The sequence below is a fragment of the Chitinophaga sp. ARDCPP14 genome (assembly GCF_051362515.1).
Classification (GTDB): Bacteria; Bacteroidota; Bacteroidia; order Chitinophagales; family Chitinophagaceae; genus Chitinophaga.
The window spans coordinates 78,086-95,408 of sequence record NZ_JBKIXB010000005.1 but is presented as its reverse complement, the minus strand read 5'-3'; the positions used below and the strand labels follow the sequence as shown (position 1 = coordinate 95,408).

Annotated in this window: 14 protein-coding genes; 8 read left to right on the top strand and 6 right to left on the bottom strand. The window is 49.5% G+C overall.

Annotation, left to right across the window (positions count from 1 at the left end):
• Positions 1 to 78: 78 nt before the first annotated feature.
• A complete protein-coding gene (locus ACLHR0_RS15480) occupies positions 79 to 636 on the bottom strand; it encodes a TetR/AcrR family transcriptional regulator (RefSeq protein WP_436487713.1) in 558 nt (185 codons plus the stop codon).
• A 122-nt stretch (positions 637 to 758) separates the two neighbouring features.
• Between ACLHR0_RS15480 and ACLHR0_RS15475 the strand changes: the two genes are divergently transcribed.
• Positions 759 to 1,895 carry a lactonase family protein gene (locus ACLHR0_RS15475; RefSeq protein ID WP_436487711.1) on the top strand — a complete coding sequence of 379 codons (1,137 nt, stop codon included), beginning with the start codon at positions 759 to 761 and terminating at the stop codon, positions 1,893 to 1,895.
• Here the strand turns inward: ACLHR0_RS15475 and ACLHR0_RS15470 are convergent.
• From ACLHR0_RS15470 to ACLHR0_RS15455, 4 genes are all read right to left on the bottom strand, one after another.
• On the bottom strand, positions 1,876 to 2,997 hold the full coding sequence (locus ACLHR0_RS15470) for a glycosyltransferase (RefSeq protein WP_436487709.1): 1,122 nt from the start codon (positions 2,995 to 2,997) through the stop codon (positions 1,876 to 1,878). The genes ACLHR0_RS15475 and ACLHR0_RS15470 overlap by 20 nt on opposite strands.
• A 38-nt stretch (positions 2,998 to 3,035) precedes the next feature.
• Positions 3,036 to 3,791 (bottom strand): glycosyltransferase family 2 protein, encoded by a 756-nt coding sequence (locus ACLHR0_RS15465; protein WP_436487706.1) that lies wholly within the window; start codon positions 3,789 to 3,791, stop codon positions 3,036 to 3,038.
• Positions 3,792 to 3,933: 142 nt separating this feature from the next.
• Entirely contained in the window at positions 3,934 to 5,595 is a 1,662-nt protein-coding gene (locus tag ACLHR0_RS15460; protein WP_436487705.1) for a lectin, read from the bottom strand.
• Positions 5,596 to 5,832: 237 nt separating this feature from the next.
• Positions 5,833 to 6,477 (bottom strand): HAD family hydrolase, encoded by a 645-nt coding sequence (locus ACLHR0_RS15455; protein ID WP_370912093.1) that lies wholly within the window; start codon positions 6,475 to 6,477, stop codon positions 5,833 to 5,835.
• An 80-nt stretch (positions 6,478 to 6,557) separates the two neighbouring features.
• Between ACLHR0_RS15455 and ACLHR0_RS15450 the strand changes: the two genes are divergently transcribed.
• The 3 genes from ACLHR0_RS15450 to ACLHR0_RS15440 all read left to right on the top strand — a co-directional run bounded on the left by ACLHR0_RS15450 (position 6,558) and on the right by ACLHR0_RS15440 (position 11,337).
• Positions 6,558 to 7,613, top strand: coding sequence for a serine hydrolase domain-containing protein (locus ACLHR0_RS15450; RefSeq protein WP_436487703.1), 1,056 nt, complete (start codon positions 6,558 to 6,560; stop codon positions 7,611 to 7,613).
• Positions 7,614 to 7,834: 221 nt separating this feature from the next.
• Positions 7,835 to 10,183: a glycoside hydrolase family 95 protein gene (locus ACLHR0_RS15445; RefSeq protein ID WP_436487701.1), complete on the top strand. Its 2,349-nt coding sequence runs from the start codon at positions 7,835 to 7,837 to the stop codon at positions 10,181 to 10,183.
• Entirely contained in the window at positions 10,180 to 11,337 is a 1,158-nt protein-coding gene (locus ACLHR0_RS15440) for an SGNH/GDSL hydrolase family protein (RefSeq protein WP_436487699.1), read from the top strand. The genes ACLHR0_RS15445 and ACLHR0_RS15440 overlap by 4 nt, the downstream gene beginning before the upstream one ends.
• A 1-nt stretch (position 11,338) precedes the next feature.
• Here the strand turns inward: ACLHR0_RS15440 and ACLHR0_RS15435 are convergent, their stop codons facing one another.
• On the bottom strand, positions 11,339 to 12,217 hold the full coding sequence (locus ACLHR0_RS15435) for an AraC family transcriptional regulator (protein ID WP_429048943.1): 879 nt from the start codon (positions 12,215 to 12,217) through the stop codon (positions 11,339 to 11,341).
• A gap of 122 nt (positions 12,218 to 12,339) precedes the next feature.
• On the opposite strand from ACLHR0_RS15435, the gene ACLHR0_RS15430 reads away from it, so the two are divergent.
• Genes ACLHR0_RS15430 through ACLHR0_RS15415 form a run of 4 tightly spaced genes read left to right on the top strand, consistent with a single transcriptional unit; the run spans position 12,340 to position 17,320 of the window.
• Positions 12,340 to 13,110, top strand: a complete 771-nt coding sequence (locus tag ACLHR0_RS15430; protein WP_436487696.1) for an SDR family NAD(P)-dependent oxidoreductase — start codon at positions 12,340 to 12,342, stop codon at positions 13,108 to 13,110.
• Between the two features lie 13 nt (positions 13,111 to 13,123).
• A complete protein-coding gene (locus tag ACLHR0_RS15425) occupies positions 13,124 to 14,449 on the top strand; it encodes an alpha-L-fucosidase (RefSeq protein ID WP_436487694.1) in 1,326 nt (441 codons plus the stop codon).
• Between the two features lie 10 nt (positions 14,450 to 14,459).
• A complete protein-coding gene (locus ACLHR0_RS15420; RefSeq protein ID WP_436487692.1) occupies positions 14,460 to 15,701 on the top strand; it encodes an enolase C-terminal domain-like protein in 1,242 nt (413 codons plus the stop codon).
• Positions 15,698 to 17,320: a sodium:solute symporter gene (locus ACLHR0_RS15415; protein WP_436487690.1), complete on the top strand. Its 1,623-nt coding sequence runs from the start codon at positions 15,698 to 15,700 to the stop codon at positions 17,318 to 17,320. The genes ACLHR0_RS15420 and ACLHR0_RS15415 overlap by 4 nt, the downstream gene beginning before the upstream one ends.
• Positions 17,321 to 17,323: the final 3 nt, after the last annotated feature.

Below are 17,323 nucleotides of genomic sequence, written 5' to 3'. Positions count from 1 at the left end.
GAATATGTATTTAGTTATAGACAAATTTGTCTATAACAGGGTGTAAAAATAGCCCTGATCCCAGGGCGATGATAAATATTATGGCTGGCCTATCAGCAACCGGACGGTTTTCTTCGCCGTTTTCACCGGCCAAAGCTCCCGGTATACTTTACTTTCCACAATAGCACCTTCAAACAGGAGGTAAACCGTATCTGCCTGTGCAGCTGTTTGTCCTGGTACAGCCACTAACAACTGATGCAGGTACTTCCGCAGTTTGCGCTTGTGTTCCAACACCTGTAGCCGCATCTCCGGCTGGCTGTCGCCGATTTCCGCGAGCATGTTTATAAAGCGGCAGCCTTTAAAATCCTGTTGTGGCAGCTGCTGCTCCAGAAAATCGAATACGGCGAGAAGTCTTTCCACCGGTGTCTTTTTTTTCTCCACCATGGCGGTAATCCCGGCAAACCAGGCCGTTCTGGCTTCTTTCAGGTAGGCCAGTCCGAGTTCTTCTTTGGAGCCAAAATGGCTGTACAGGCTGGCTTTGGCTACGCCGGCTTCTTCCAGTACCTGGTTAATGCCGGTGGAGTTATATCCCTGTTCGTAAAACAACCGCGCTGCGGTAGCCAGTATTTTTTCTTTCGGATTCCCTGGTCGTGCCATAATGATACAAAGTTAGTGCATCTTTTTAATAATAGACAAATTTGTCTATTATACATTTTCCCTGTTTTTTTTCGGGAGATAATTATCTTAGAGGATATCTTCATGCTTAAATCCTCATCACATTGCTACGTAAAATATTTTTTACCTTCGTTATTATGTTTTTCGGCGGCCTTGCTACACATGCGCAGCAGTACTATCTCTTTGTAGGAAGTTACAATCACAACAAGGAGAAAGATGGCGTATACCTGTTCAGGTTTAACGATCAGACCGGTACATTACAACAGGTATCTGCCACGAAAGGCATTCTCAATCCTTCTTTTCTTACGTTATCGCCTGACGGGAAATATATTTACGCCTGCTCGGAGGCGCAAACGCCAAATGTAGGTGGTGTAAGCAGTTTTGCTTTCGACAGTGTTAAAGAAACGGTGACACTGGTGGACCGGCAGGACAGCGGCGGCGATAATCCCGCCTATGTGGGAGTAGATCCAACGGGCAAATGGCTTATCTGCGCCAATTACAGCGGTGGCAGTCTTTCCATTTTCCCGCTCACCGGCGGCGGACATATAGCGCCCGCCAAACAAACCATTGCTTTTAAAGACAGCAGTGTTGTACGTAGCCGGCAACTGAGCTCGCATATCCACGCGGCGGTTTTTTCTCCTGACGGTAAATATGCTTTTTTCCCGGACCTCGGTGCAGATAAGATCCATGCCTATCAATTGGCACCGGAAGCGGCTGAGCCGCTGCAGCCGGCCAGTCCGCCGTTTGCCCGTACCACTCCCGGCAGCGGTCCCCGGCATATCACGTTTCATCCCCGGCTGCCAATGGCTTATTGTATTGAAGAAATCAGCGGCACCGTTGCGGCATACCAGTACCACGCCGGTAAACTGGATAGCTTCCAACGGGTAGATGCCCGCCTGGAAAAAAAACAGGCCGATTATGGCAGCGCTGATATCCATATCTCCCCCGATGGCCGCTTCCTGTATGCTTCTACCAGGGAAGATGCCAACAGTATATTTATCTATTCCATTAACCAGCGGAACGGACGACTGAAACAAATAGGCGTTGAATCCACGCAGGGTAAACATCCCCGGAATTTTGTGATCGATCCTACGGGCAGGTTTTTACTGGTAGCCAACCAGAAAACGGGGAATATTGTTGTTTTTAAAAGGGATCAGAAAAGCGGGCTGCTAAAGAAAACAGGTGTGGAAGTAACGTTGCCTAATCCATCGTCTTTGCAGATCAGGGCTTACGCCAGATAATAAGGATCAGCATAAGCAACAAGAGATATAATACCCACTTTACTATTTTGTAGGTATTCGTTTTGAAGAAGATATTCTTCTTAATAGTGCCGGTATCATCAAAACGTTCAGTGATCCTGGAAAGCTCGCCGTGGGTGAGCTTTCCCCATAGTTCCCCTGTATCGTTTAACAATTTCAGGGTGGTGACATAAAACATCACCGGAAAGGAACTGCCCGGGAAACGTTTCCTGGTCATCACCGCGGTTGCCACCAGTTCCACGGGTAAGGTACCAATGGCAAGCAGCAACACCGGAATGGTCCAATAGGGTGCAGTAAACAGCAACACCAATGTTATTCCAACGCAAAGCAATATTGTTTCGGGCGTATTCGGCAAATTGCGGTAGGTATAAGGTGGATTTTTTTTACCCAAACGGCTGTTGCCAAGGCCATACCGGTAAGGACGTTTGTAGTTAGCGCGGCCATCATCCCACCAGGGATGCGTAACAGCCGCTTCCGGCAGTGATCTGAAATTCCGTTTGTTGTTATTGTCGCGTACATGCAGGAAGAAATCCACATCTTCACCGCCGCCGGCTTTTGGATAGTCGGTAGAAAAGCGCACATCGCCCACTGCACTTCTTTTTACCATTATATTCGCCGTTGCGCCCCAGGTAAAGGAGGGCTTATTCGCTGCCACAGAAAAGATATTTACATTGCCGTTAACGATAAGCGCCATGGCAAAATCACTGGGTGGTGGCGGCAAATGGATAAGGCCAATGAACCCGGTTTCATCCGGATATGCGGCGGCAGCAGCGGCATACCTGAACAGGAGGTCATCTGTTACCGTTACATCATCGTCCAGGAACAGGATCCAGTCGCCTTTTGAAACGGTTATACCACGGTTCCGGGTACCGGAAGCACCCAGATTTTTTTCATTGATATAAAGAAACACCTGGTCGTTGTCTGCCAGTTCCCGGATACTTTCGGCAGGTACTATATTGGGGTTATCTGCCATCAGGTAAAACTTAATGACAACATTATCCGGCCTCGGCAGGCGAAGCACCGGGAGCACATATTTTTCCTCCAGCCGGAAGGAAGGCATTACAACATCTATGGTGAGTTTCATACTTAACAGATAACAGTAGATAAATCGGGCTACATTCCTTACGGCGCCCAGAGGTCTTCTTCCCGCAGCAGCTTTTTCCTGTAACGTTTCAGCAGCATACGCACATACATCCACCAGCCCATTCCCCTGCGGATCAGTTGTAATTTATCTTTTAAAAATTGTGTGTCTTTATTGCCGGAGGAAAATCCCGTCATGTTATACAGTACAATGGTAACAGGATAATGCTGCTTCTTAAAGGTGCGGTCGCCCCAAACAAGGAGGTTAAGGGCATAATCAGCCAGCACTTTGTATTGCAGGTCGTAGGAATATTTCCGGAAAACGCTTTTCGGGTAGATAATGGATTGATGGTTCATACAATACTTGGCGAGCCGGTATTCACTGAAGCTGCCCTGTAAAAGCGGATATTCAACGGGGCCATTTGTATTGAACCCGGTGCTGTTGCCATAGTAAATGGTGTGATCATCGCTGAGATGTGCCGAGAGTTCACTGAAGCCTGGCAGGAGGCGGTCGTCGCTGCCCAGAAAATATAACCAGTTTCCGCCTGCCATCCGGATGCCCTTATTGAGTGCATCATAGATGCCCTTATCCGGTTCACTCACCCATTTCAACATTTCCAGGCCGGATTCTTTTACGATAGTCAGGGTATCATCTGTGCTGCCTCCGTCTACAATCACCACCTCGATTCCTTTCACAGTCTGTTCCTTCACAGATTGCAGGCATTCTCTGAGGTGCTGACCGGCATTATATGTCGCTATAATTATGCTGATCAATACATCACCGGGTCGTTCATTCATTCGATATACTAGTTGATTACCGGGGCTAAAATTAGGGCTATTTGTTTGTTTTTTTATTTGGTTATTTGGATATTTTGTTGTGATAGCCCGGCATGATGTAACGCCATATCCAAATAACCAAATATTTAAAACAGGGGAATGTTTACTGGTTTACCCTGAACTTTTCAGTAGCCCCGATAGTAGTACGATTGCAGGTCATAGGCTGTGTGCCGCCTTCGCTGGAAACATACTTACCGTTGCTGCCTTTCAGGGAAATGGTGCCATCGCTGTTGCTGATCCAATCGAACTGCTCCCAGGGACCAATAGCGGTACGGTTGCAGTTCATGGCCTGGGTTCCGTTCTCTGAGCATACATAGAAGCCACTGTTTACCAGGGCCACTTTGCCGCTGCCGGCGCTTACCACGGAGAAATGTTCCCATCCCTGCGCCGTGGTGCGGTTGGCGTTCATGGGCTGGGCGCCGTTTTCACTGCACACGTACAGGTTATTGGCGCTTTTGAGGGTAATGGTTTGTCCGACCGGCGCGCCGCCGCCTCCGCCCACTACCGGCGCAGTAGGGCGGGTGGCAGTCAGGCCGATTTGGCCTTTCAGCATTTTACCCCCGTCGCCGGTCAAACGCAGGTAGTAATCGGCGGAGCAAACCACGCCATCTTCATCCAGGGTTACGAAGTTGGAACCTGCGGGAATGAAGGAGGTGTTTTCCGCTGTTTTGGCGATCTGGTTGCCTTCATTGTATTCGTCGAACATAGAAATGTAAATACCCTGGGCGCCTGCCCGTACCATGTTGTAAAACTGGCGCCACATGAAGTCGCCATGTGCACGCTGGTGTTCCTGCAAATCGCCCGGCAGTACGCAGGGCTGATAGTCGATACCATTGTTGTTGCAATAAGCCTGGTCGGGCGTGTTTACATTGGTATAAAAATTATCTACATCAGCGATATTGCCGATCCTGCCTACCATCCACGGTGAAATCATATTCAGCGCGCTGTAGGTGGCGAGGAAGCCGGGTCTGGAATCGCTGGTTTCGGTACGCCAATGCGTAGGTACACCGCCGATTACATAGCAGCCCTGGTTTTTGAACCAGTTGATCACATCCAGGCATACCGCGGCAGACCAGGGGTGATTGGAATCGTTGAAGCCAAAGCCCCAGATACACACCACCGGTTTGCCGTTTTGTTTGGCGTAAGCGGAGGAGGAGGTGTAGGCCGACATTTTAGTAGTCCAGTCGGTTTTGATTTCCGACTGCATGTTAGTCCAGCCGCTCACATCATACATGATGTAGAACTTGCGGCCATAGTTTTCCGCGGCAGTTTTCACTTTTGCGGTAATGGCGTCGCGTACGGGTCCTTCGCTGCCATTAGGGTTAAAACGTTGCAGTGCGGCGGCGTCGATACCGTTTTGCTGCATCCACAGAAAGTGGGTGTTTACGGTTTGGTCGTTGAAAGAAGAGAACAGTTTCGCGGGTTGACCATTTCCCAGGTTGGCCCAGGCGGTTTGATAGGTGCTGCTGTAATCCCTTACATCGGGCCAGGACTTAATGCCATTATTCGTGGAAGAAGGCGATGCGCCCCAGTTCTGCGTCCAATGCCACCAGGCATTGATAGGGGAGCCATCGCCATTGGCGGCAAACCAGCCCTGGTAGCCTACCGTAATTTTGCCGACTACGTCGCCTACAGGAGAGCCCAGCGCGTTGACGCCTGATTTTTTGCCATCGAGCGACTGGAGTGAATTGACGGCTTCTTTTTTGGAGCAGCCAACAGACAATGCAACAAGGGTTGCGAAGAGAAGATGCAACTTGTTTTTCATGTGTGGAACAATTGATGATGATTAGGAATTACTATCGGATTTGCTACCGTGGTTTTCTTAGAATAATGCCGGGCTACAGATAATGAAACGTGGAAGTTTCCTGGTGCAATTAAGGGGAGAGGCACTAATCAGTGCATTAATAAAGGGCTAATAAATCAATTAGGGCTGATTTTTTTTACCCGGAGCCGTAATGCGGTCTCCGGGTAGCGGATATAAATCGAGATCTACTGGCGCTGATCAGGGAAACCCGGCGTGTAATTCGTTAACGGTGTTAAAAATGTAATCCGGTAATGCAGCTTGTAATTCCTGCGTACTGCCGTAACCGTAGCCCACTGCAATGGCGGGTAAACGGTTTTTCTGTGCGCCTATAATATCGTGTTTACGGTCGCCCACCATAATGGTGTCGCCGGCGCTCAGTTGTTGTTCGGACATTACATAGCGGATCAGTTCCGCCTTATCTGACCGGGTACCATCCAGTTCGCTGCCATACACTGCCGTAAAATAAGGCTCCAGGTTAAAGTGCCGGATCACGATATCCGCAAATACCTGTGGCTTGGAAGTGGCAACAAACAGCCGCCGTCCCTGTGACCGCAGCGCAGTGAGTAATTCCGGGATACCTGCATATTGTTCATTTTCATAAATACCGGTTTCTTTGAAATATTCCCGGTAAGCGCCCACGGCCTCCCAGGCCTGTGATTCGCTAAAGCCATAATAATCGATGAACGATTGCTGCAGCGGGGGACCAATAAACGGCACGAGCTTTTGCAGGTCCGGTTCGAAGATGCCTGCCTTTGCCAACGCATACTGAACAGATTTCGTTATACCGGTTTTAGGATCTGTCAACGTACCATCGAGGTCAAATAAAATATTGCTGTATTTCATAACAACCGCAATATAATTAAAAAGAGGACGTTGAATAAGTTGGCGTTATTTCTTAGCTTACAACTGAATACAACTGTCACATGAATGATTTCTTCCGGAACTCCCTGTCCGCTATTACCGTTATTTTCTTACTGGCAGGATGCACCAAAAGTGAATCCCAAACCATTATTGCCACCGGTTACAGTGATGTGGACCAGGTGCTGAGCGATTCTGTGCCTGTGGCTTTCGCCGGTAAGTGTTATGCAGTGATTCATGAAAATGGGAAAACGGTATATGCCAAAGGATTTGGAGGTTATACCGGGAGTACCAGGCAGCTTATCGCCTCCTGTTCCAAATGGTTATCTGCGGCGGTGATCATGAGCCTGGTGGACGAAGGAAAAATAAAGCTCACTGACAGTGTGGGAAAATACCTGCCCGTTTTTACTACTTATCATAAGGGAGATATCACCATTGCGCAACTCTTCTCCCATACATCCGGTTTCCCCGGAAATTCTTCCCAGGGATATGAATCCAATGTATTGATTACGCTTACACAGGCGGCAGATGGGATAGCGCGGAATGTAGCGCTGTTGAATCCGCCGGGTACTACCTTTTATTATGGCGGCGTAAGTATGCAGGTAGCCGGCCGTATCTGTGAAGTGGCATCCGGTAAAAGCTGGAAGGACCTCGCTGCCGATAAGATATTTACGCCCTGCGGCATGACCAATACTGATTTTGGTCTTACTGCCAATCCGCAGATTGGCGGCGGCGCCCGGAGTACACCGGACGACTATATCCGCTTTCTCGACATGATCATGAACAAAGGCGTGGCTGCAAACGGCGCCCGTGTGCTCAGCGAAGCAGCGGTAACAGCGATGGAGGAAAGTCAGACTGCCCACGCTACCGTTACCTATTCCCCTTATCCCGCGGTACTGCTAAATACAAAAGATTTCTATGGCACCGGCAACTGGCGGGATGTAACCGGTCCGGGTGGGGCATTAATTGAAAACAGCAGCCCCGGCGCCTTTGGGAGCCACCCCTGGGTAAACCGCGATAAAAAGCGTACGGGTTTCATCTTCACTTTTATTGCCGCCAATGGCTACCTTTCCACCATGCCCACCTGTTTAAAGATCCGCGCGCTGGTGAGGAATAAATAACGCACTCATTTTACCCGTCTGAAAGTATGTAAATACTATATTAAGTCAATATAGTGTCTGTTTTAGTCAATTTTCAGGGAGCACGGTTACCCCGTTGCCGTTAATTTTGATGGCATACAAATTCCACGGAAGAATCATATACCTATGATCTGCCGCAGTCGGAGATTATTAATAGCAAGCGGGGACACAGCCTGCTACATCAAAAACGTTATCCGAAAAACATGAGTCAGCAACTTTTTTCTTTCAGGCGTATTGTAATTGCCGGCATCGTGTTGATGGCCGGTTTTCGGCCATCAACCGCTGAAGCGCAGCAGCGGCCTTTACGGCTCTGGTATAACAAGCCGGCAAAGGTTTGGGAGGAAACGGTACCACTTGGGAATGGACGCCTGGGTATGATGCCGGACGGCGGTATCGCCCGGGAGAAGATCGTTTTAAATGATATCACGCTCTGGTCCGGCGCGCCCCAGGACGCCAACAATTACGAGGCGTACAAACAACTGCCTGCTATCCGGCAGCTGCTGGCTGAGGGTAAGAATAACGAGGCGCAGGCGCTGATGGATAAATCATTTGTGTGTACCGGCAAAGGCTCCGGGGATGTGCCTTTCGGATGTTTCCAGATGCTGGGCGAGTTATCGCTGCAGTTCAGTTATCCTGCAGCGGATACCCCTGCCCGTTATGAAAGGGCTTTATCATTGAATGAGGCCATTGCCACTACAGCTTATACCATTAACGGGGTCGCCTATACGCGCGAATATTTTACAGACTTTAACGGCGATGTAGGCGTGATCCGCCTAACAGCTGGTAAAGGCGGACAGCTGAATATGCGGGTAGCTATCAGTCGCCCGGAAAGAGCCACCATCGGCACAGAAGGGCAGGAGCTGCAAATGTCCGGCGAATTAAAAAGTGGTACTGCCAACCCTGGTATGAAATACCTGACCAGGGTACGGGCAAAATTAAAAGATGGCCGGCTGCTAACGGACAGGGATACACTGGTTATAAAAGATGCCACAGAAGTGATCCTGTATGTATCCACTGCGACCGATTTCAGAAATGCCGGTTACCGGGAACAAACCAAACAATTGCTGGCTGCGGCCATGCGTAAAGGTTATGGGCAGCAGAAGCAACAGCATATCGCTGCTTTTCAGCGTTTATTCAACCGCGTTAGCATGGAATTGGGCGGCGCCAGTGCGGAGCAGGTGCCTACCGATCAGCGGCTCATCAATTTTCACAAAGCGCCGGCGGCGGACAACGGGTTGCCTGTATTGTTTTACCAATATGGCCGTTACCTGAGCATCAGCAGTACCCGCGTAGGTTTGCTGCCACCTAATTTACAGGGGCTGTGGGCCAACCAGATCCAGACGCCCTGGAATGGTGACTACCACCTCGATGTAAATGTGCAGATGAACCACTGGCCGGTGGAAGTGAGCAACCTGCCGGAGCTGAACCTGCCACTGGCGGAGCTGGTACACGGATTGGTGAAACCCGGCGAAAGAACTGCCAAAGCCTATTATAATGCAGAAGGATGGGTGGCGCATGTGATCACCAATATATGGGGCTTCACGGAACCGGGAGAAAGCGCTTCCTGGGGTGTTACCAAATCCGGGTCGGGGTGGTTGTGTAATAATCTTTGGGAGCATTATACTTTTACCAATGATAAAAAATACCTGGAAGATATATACCCGGTGTTGAAGGGCTCTGCGGAATTTTACAGCAGCATGCTGATAAAAGATGATAAAACAGGATGGCTTGTTACTTCGCCCTCTTCTTCTCCTGAAAATTCTTTTTATCTGCCCAACGGCCAAACTGCCAGTATCTGCAACGGTCCTACTATTGATAACCAGATTATCCGCGAGCTGTTCATGAATGTGATCACCGCTGCCCGGACACTCGGGAAGGATGCGGCCTTTACCAACACGCTGACAGAGAAATTAAAACAGCTGCCGCCTGCGGGCAGGGTGGGGAAAGACGGACGATTAATGGAGTGGCTGGAAGAGTACAAGGAGACAGAACCCACGCACCGTCACATTTCACATTTGTATGGATTGTACCCGGCTTCGCTGATTACACTGGAAGCCACGCCGGAACTGGCCGAAGCCTGCAAAAAAACGCTGGAAGTGAGAGGCGACGACGGCCCCAGCTGGTCCATTGCCTATAAGTTATTATTTTGGGCAAGACTGCACGATGGCAACCGCGCGTTTAAATTGTTTGCAGGACTGATCAAACCCACTTATAATACAGACATTAACTATGGCGCGGGTGGCGGCATTTATGCCAACCTGTTTTCCGCGGGTCCTCCATTTCAGATTGATGGTAACTTCGGCGGTGCAGCAGGACTGGCTGAAATGCTGCTGCAAAGTCATGCCGGCTTTATAGACCTGTTGCCTGCTTTACCCGATGCGTGGAAGGCTTCCGGTACGGTAACGGGACTGAAAGCACGCGGTAATTATACGGTAGATATGACCTGGAAAAACGGCCTGGTTACCAATTACAAGATCCGCGGCGCCGCCACGCATAAAGTAAAAGTAAAGATCAACGGGGTCATAAAAGAGATACAACCAGTGAAAATATGATCAGGAAAATAACAGGATTTATATTAAGTATAGTCGTTACCGTTAGTATACAGGCGCAGGATAAATTTATCACACGTTACGGTCGCCTTGACAACGTAAGGTATCACATCAAAACAGATAAAAGAGCTACCGTTACTTTCCTGGGCGGTTCTATCACCAATATGGAAGGCTGGCGTACGAAGGTGTGCGACTACCTTACGGCGGCGTATCCGGCAACTGATTTCCGTTTCATCAATGCAGGTGTTCCATCGCTGGGCAGCTTGCCGCATGCATTCCGGTTTGAACAAGATGTGCTGGGCAAGGGGAAGACCGACCTGCTATTCCTGGAAGCGGCGGTAAACGACCGGGTGAATGGTACCAATGAAGTAACGCAGCGCCGTGCTATGGAAGGGATCATCCGTCATGCGCTGAAAGCGAATCCGCAGGTGAATATTGTACTGATGGCTTTTGTTGATGAGGATAAGATGGCCGACTATCACGCCGGTAAAGTGCCGGTAGAAGTGCAGGTGCATGAAGATCTTGCCAAAAAATACCACCTGCCGTTTATCAATCTTGCCAAAGAAATTACGACCCGCATTGATGCCCGTGAGTTTACCTGGAAAGATGATTTTAAAGACCTGCATCCTGCTCCTTTTGGTCAGCAGTTATATTTTAACGCTATAAAACGTTTGCTGGAAGAAGATTTCAGCGCACCGGCGCCGGAACGTTTATTATCCGTGAAACTGCCCCGCGCTGCGGATCCGCTCAATTATGAAAACGGCGCCTATGGCGATATTCATGACGCCGTTCATCAGAATGGCTTTCGCATTACTGCTTCCTGGGAGCCATCTGATAACGTAGGTACCCGCCCGGGATTTGTGAAAGTGCCGATGCTTGTGTCGGACACGGCGCGCGCCAGTGTTGACTATCCTTTCACCGGGAGGACTATTGGCATCAGCATTGTTTCCGGTCCGGATGCAGGTGTAATCAGCTATCGTATCGATGGCGGTGCTGTTCAGCAAAAGGATCTGCGCACGCAGTGGAGTAAAAACCTGTACCTGCCGTGGTACCTTATATTGGGCGATAACCTGAAGCCGGGCAGGCATATACTTAGTTTGCAAAAAGAAGGGGATGCTACTGTTTGCCGCGTGGTGTATTTCCTGGTGAACAAATAAGTTAATCCAGCGAAGTAACTTCTCTCTTGTATTCTCTCGGGGTTTTTCCTTTAATTTTTTTGAAGAAGCGGTTAAAGTGCGTGGTATTCCTGTACCCGCACTTATTGGACAATTCCACCATCGACATTTCTTTTTCCTGCAGCAGTCTGCAGGCGTAGCCGATTCTTAGTTCATTTACAAAATGGGTAAATGATTTCTGTGTGCGGCTTTTAAAGAAGCGGCAGAAGGAGTGCACATTGATGCCAGCTACAGCCGCTATTTCCGATAGCGGGATATCTCTTTTGAAGTGACGGAAAATATATTTGAAGATATCATCCATCCTCGACTGGTCTTTATCGTTGTACAGGTTTACATAGTTGGTGCCGGCCAGGAGTTTATATTCTTTGGTGGCCATCATCTTTTGCATCAGGGTCATAAAGGAGATGGTTTGCAGCAAATCCTGCTGTTCCAGCATCTGCCGCATTAATGCCAGTATTTCCGCTTTAGCTTTGCCATGAAACTGGATGCCCCGCTGCGCCTTTTTTAGCCAGGTTTTAACGGTGCTGGTATTGGCAAAGGGACTAAGATGCTCTACCAGCAGGTCCGGTGAAATATACAATGCCAGCGACCTTGCCTGCAGTTTATCTTTTCCTTCAAAATACTTTTGTTCATTATGCCATACGTGAGGGGTACCGGAGCCTACGAATATCAGTTCCCCGCTTTCAAAGTAGCTGATATTGTCGCCAATGATACGGCGGCCGGCGCTTTCCACTACATATACCAGCTGGCATTCGTGATGGAAATGAAACTCCGTGGAAAAATACGGTTGCGTAATTTCCTTGATCAGGTATACCTTTTGTTCGAGGGCTTTATCGCCCGGTATGGCAAAAAGAGGCTTCATATTATCCATCTAAAATAGGTAAATTCAGTAAATAAGTCAAAATAGTGTTGATTTAAGTCAATTTCACCGGGATGACCTACCTTATCCCTGCTTACTTTTGAATTATCCACGGAAAATGAAAAATGATGATACTGCAAGATAAAATAGTGCTGATTACCGGCGGCGCATCGGGCATTGGAGAGACTTGTGCGCAGGTTTATGCAAAACAGGGTGCGACTGTAGCGGTGATTGATAAAGACGCAGCAGCATTGCAGCGTTTGAAGGAGTTGATGGGAGCGCCGCATATTTTCATCCGGGCAGATCTTAACAGCGGTGCTGCTATAGAGCTGGCCATTCACAACGTATTACAAACGTTCGGCGTACTGCATGCCATTCACAATAATGCGGGCATTGCCAGTCCCTCGAAACCTTTACATGATACCACCGACGAAGAATGGGAACAGGTAATGAATGTAAATGTGCGGGGTATCTACTATACCACGCGGTATGGCATTGCTGCGCTGAAAGCGTCCCGTGGCTGCATCCTTAACACCAGCAGTATGGTAGGGGACATCGGCCAGGAAAACCACGCAGCCTATGCGGGCAGTAAAGGAGCGGTGAATGCCCTTACCAAAGCAATGGCGCTCGACTATGCCGCAGATGGCATCCGGGTAAATGCAGTGGCCCCGGCAGGCGTATGGACGCCAATGTTGCGCCGGTGGAGCAGCGAACAGCCGGAGCCGGCGCGTATAGAGCAGTATCTTGATGGCATCCACGCGTTGGGATATTGCCCTGAAGCAGATGAGATCGCCGACGTGTGTGCGTTCCTGTTATCTGAGCAGGCGCGGTTTATTACCGGTTGCATAATGCCGGTAAGCGGCGGGGCAGAACTTGGATATAAGCATACCTTATAAAATAAAGTGAACAATGAAAAAATTAGCTACTTTCTGTTTGTTGTTGCTGGCATTCCAGGGCAAAGCCCAGACAAATGCACAGCTGGATCCCAAGATACTGACCAGCAAAAAAGTTATGGACCAGTTTATGGACCTGCGCTTTGGCCTGTTTATCCACTGGGGACCTGTAACCCTGCGGGGTACGGAAATAGGCTGGTCGCGCCATAGCAAGGTGCCGGCTGCAGATTATGACACCTTGTACCGCCAGTTTAATCCCGTGAAATTTAATGCAGAGGAATGGGTAAAAACGGCCAGCGAGGCAGGTATGAAATACCTGACCATTACTGCCAAGCATCATGATGGCTTCTGTTTATGGCCATCTGCCTATACCGACTATAATATTACCGCTACCCCGTTTAAGAAAGATGTAGTAGGGCTGCTGGCAAAAGCATGCAAGAAGTATAATGTAAAGTTCTGTATTTATTACTCGGTGATCGACTGGCACCATCCGGAATACCCGATAGACAACCCCGATGATACAACGGGGAAGGGTATACGTAAAAACGCACGCATGGATCAGTATGTGGTGTATATGAAGCACCAGCTGAAAGAACTGGTAGAGGGCTACGATCCTTATATGCTGTGGTTTGATGGTCCCTGGGAAAGTGTGTGGACGCCGGAGATGGCGCTGGATGTATATGCTTATCTCAAAACGCTGAAGAAAGATCTTATCATTAATAACCGCCTTGGGAAAGCATTTTCCGGCACCGGTGCATCGGGTACTGCTACCTTCCTGGGTGATTTTGATACGCCGGAGCAGCGCATCGGCGACCTGGACATGAACACGCCCTGGGAAACCTGTATGACCATTTGTGAGCAATGGGCCTGGAAGCCGGATGATAAAATGAAGTCGCTGCAAACCTGTATTCAAACACTGGCAAAGGTAGCCGGTGGTAACGGCAACTTATTATTCAATGTAGGTCCCCGCTCCGATGGCGCCATAGAACCTGCACAGGTAGCACGTTTGAAGGAAATGGGCGATTGGCTCCGTAAGTATGGCGCTGCTATTTATAATACGCATGGCGGTCCTTACAATCCCAACAGTAAGTATGCGGCTACGCGGAGTGGCAATAAAGTATACCTGCATGTTTTTGATGCGGCACAGCAAACCATTGAAGTTCCGGCTATGCCGGGTGTGAAAATTACTAAAGCATACCTGCTGAAAGGCGCTGCAGTGAAGCTGACTACAGCTGCCGATCAGTTCACGATAACACTGCCTGCTGTATTACCCGATGCCAATGACAACGTGGTGGTATTGGAAACGGATAAGCCGGCGCTGAGTGTTGCACCCATAAAATGAAAAAAATAAAATGATCAGTAAGATAGTTGTAAAAGATGCCCGGTTCCCTTTAACAGGTGGCGCCGGCAGTGATGCCATACATCAGAATCCCGTATACTCGTACACGGTAGCCTGTTTATACGACGATAAAGGTAATTGTGGTACCGGCCTGGCTTTCACCCTGGGAGCGGGTAACGAGCTGGTATGCGCTGCTGCGCGGTTCTACGGCGAAAAACTCGTAGGAAAGGAACTGCCGGAAGTGATGGCTTCGTTCGGCGATTGGTTTAAACAACGTTCCGATGAGCAGCAATTCCGCTGGCTGGGCCCTCACAAAGGAGTGGTGCACCTGGCGCTCGCTGCGGTAACCAATGCGTGCTACGACCTGTGGGCCAAACAGCAGCAGGTGCCGTTATGGAAATTGTTGCTGGATCTTACGCCGGAACAGCTGGTGAACACGCTGGACCTGTCCTACCTGGAAGAAGTATTGTCCCGCGAAGAAGCGATCCGGATGTTAACGGAGATGCAGGCTTCCAGGGGCGCGCGGGAAGGCGTGCTGCGCACGGGTTATCCCGCCTACGATACCTCTGCCGGGTGGTTTAATTATCCGGATGATCAGCTGGAGGCGAATTGCAAACGTGCATTGGACAATGGCTTCCGGGCATTGAAATTAAAGGTAGGGGCAAAAGACCCGGAAACGGATATACGAAGAGCGCATATTGTAAGAAATGCCGTTGGCGATGAGATCAAAGTGATGGTGGATGCCAATCAGCAATGGAATCTGCCGCAGGCAATTGCTATTGGTAAAAGACTAACCGATATTAATCCTTACTGGATAGAGGAGCCCACGCACCCGGATGATATCCTTGCGCATAAAACGCTGGCGGATGCATTGAACCCCGTGAAACTGGCGTTAGGAGAACATGTACCCAATAAAGTGATCTTCAAAAATTACCTGCAAACAGGCAGTGCCGGGTTTATACAGGTAGATGCAGTAAGGGTAGGGGGTGTGAGTGAATTTATTACGGTAAGCCTGTTGTGTAAAAAGTTTGGAGTGCCGGTGGTGCCGCACGTGGGAGATATGGGACAGCTGCATCAGCATCTTGTATTGTTCAATCATATCGGGATGGGACATGAGGCGTTATTCCTGGAGCATATACCGCACCTGCGTAAGCATTTTGTTCATCCGGCACTTATTACAGACGGCTTTTACCAGACGCCTGAAACACCGGGCAGCAGTTGTGATCTGCTTTCCCTTAATACATTTCCCGGATGATCGCTACTACCGATATTATCATCAGCATCTGCTATGTGGCCTTTATTGTGGGGCTGGGCTTCTGGGCCGGGTTATCCGGCAAGAAGAATGATTCCGCGGCGGGAGAATATTTCCTGGCAGGAAAATCATTGCGCTGGCCTATGATAGGCATGGCTTTATTTGCTACCAATATTTCCTGTTTGCACCTGGTAAGTCTTGCCCAGAGCGGCTTTGATACAGGGTTGCTGGCGGGTAACTTTGAATGGATGGCCGCCTTTACGTTGATATTGCTGGCTCTTTTCTTTATTCCGTTTTACATCCGTTCAGGGGTGGCTACATTGCCGGATTTCCTGGAGCGGCGTTACAACAGGGCGTGTCGCGACTGGCTGGCGATTGTTTCTGTAGTGTCGGCGATTGTGATTCATATTGCGTTTTCGTTCCTGGCCGGAGGTATTGTGCTGGAAACGTTGTTTGGCATAAACATGTTTACCAGCATTATTCTCATTGCGCTGGTAACAGGCGCGTACACGATCGTAGGCGGGCTCCGGGCGGTGGTGGTAACGGAGTCCGTGCAAACGGTGGTGTTACTGGCCGGCGCAGTGATCATCACGGTATTGTCGTGGTGGAAGGTAGGCGGCTGGCAGCCGGTAGTGCAGGTATTGCAGGAAGGCCACCAGATGGATAAATTGTCGATGTTGCACCCGGCGGGCGATCCGAATGGATTGCCCTGGTATGCGGTATTCCTGGGTTACCCGGTTATTGGCATCTGGTACTGGTGTGCCGATCAAACGATTGTGCAGCGGGTACTGGGTGCGAAGGACGAGCATCATGCACGTACTGGCGCGTTGTTTTGTGGCTTTATAAAAGTGTTACCTGTTTTCATTTTCATTCTCCCCGGGTTGCTGGCGTATGTGCTGTTCAAACAGGGGCACCTGGACCTGGAAGTATTGCGGCAGGCGGATGGGCAGCTGCATACGAAAGGCATTTATTCCGTTATGATTACGCGGCTGGTGCCTACCGGGCTGGTAGGTGTGCTGGTAGCGGCATTACTGTCGGGCCTGATGAGCCAGATTTCCGGTGCGCTGAATTCTATTGCCACGCTGGTGAGTTATGATCTGTACAAGCGGAACCGTCCGCAGGCAACCGACCGGCAGCTCGTGAAAACAGGCCGTATTGCGGCGGTTTTAGCCCTGTTTCTATCCATCGGGCTACTACCATTACTGAACAGGTATGAGAGCCTTTTTAACGGCATTAACGACGTTATATCGCATATTGCGCCGCCTATCACCTGCGTGTTCCTGTTGGGGGTGTTCTGGAAAAAAGCCTCTTCCCTTTCGGCGCAATATACTTTGTGGATAGGATCGGCGTTGGGAGCGGGGGTATATCTTACGGGTAAACTTTATCCTATTAACATACCGCCGCTGATGGTGGCTTTTTACCTGTTCGTGGTTTGTGTGGTACTGCAGGTGGTATTGTCATTTGTATTCCCTGTGCAGCATACCGCTGAAAGCAATCGCCTTTACTGGGAAAGCCCGTTGGCGCCCTTGCGGGTAAAAGGGTGGCCGGGTCTTGCCAATTACAAAGTATTATCCACGGTGTTGCTGCTGCTGATGGCAGTGCTGTACTGGTTTTTCAGGTAGTAT

Coding starts and splice junctions, on each gene's coding strand:
- ACLHR0_RS15445 (WP_436487701.1), top strand. CDS start 7,835: ATGAGTCAGCAACTTTTTTCTTTCAGGCGTATTGTAATTGCCGGCATC.
- ACLHR0_RS15430 (WP_436487696.1), top strand. CDS start 12,340: ATGATGATACTGCAAGATAAAATAGTGCTGATTACCGGCGGCGCATCG.
- ACLHR0_RS15450 (WP_436487703.1), top strand. CDS start 6,558: ATGAATGATTTCTTCCGGAACTCCCTGTCCGCTATTACCGTTATTTTC.
- ACLHR0_RS15465 (WP_436487706.1), bottom strand. CDS start 3,791: ATGAATGAACGACCCGGTGATGTATTGATCAGCATAATTATAGCGACA.
- ACLHR0_RS15420 (WP_436487692.1), top strand. CDS start 14,460: ATGATCAGTAAGATAGTTGTAAAAGATGCCCGGTTCCCTTTAACAGGT.
- ACLHR0_RS15470 (WP_436487709.1), bottom strand. CDS start 2,997: ATGAAACTCACCATAGATGTTGTAATGCCTTCCTTCCGGCTGGAGGAA.
- ACLHR0_RS15460 (WP_436487705.1), bottom strand. CDS start 5,595: ATGAAAAACAAGTTGCATCTTCTCTTCGCAACCCTTGTTGCATTGTCT.
- ACLHR0_RS15435 (WP_429048943.1), bottom strand. CDS start 12,217: ATGAAGCCTCTTTTTGCCATACCGGGCGATAAAGCCCTCGAACAAAAG.
- ACLHR0_RS15480 (WP_436487713.1), bottom strand. CDS start 636: ATGGCACGACCAGGGAATCCGAAAGAAAAAATACTGGCTACCGCAGCG.
- ACLHR0_RS15425 (WP_436487694.1), top strand. CDS start 13,124: ATGAAAAAATTAGCTACTTTCTGTTTGTTGTTGCTGGCATTCCAGGGC.
- ACLHR0_RS15440 (WP_436487699.1), top strand. CDS start 10,180: ATGATCAGGAAAATAACAGGATTTATATTAAGTATAGTCGTTACCGTT.
- ACLHR0_RS15415 (WP_436487690.1), top strand. CDS start 15,698: ATGATCGCTACTACCGATATTATCATCAGCATCTGCTATGTGGCCTTT.
- ACLHR0_RS15455 (WP_370912093.1), bottom strand. CDS start 6,477: ATGAAATACAGCAATATTTTATTTGACCTCGATGGTACGTTGACAGAT.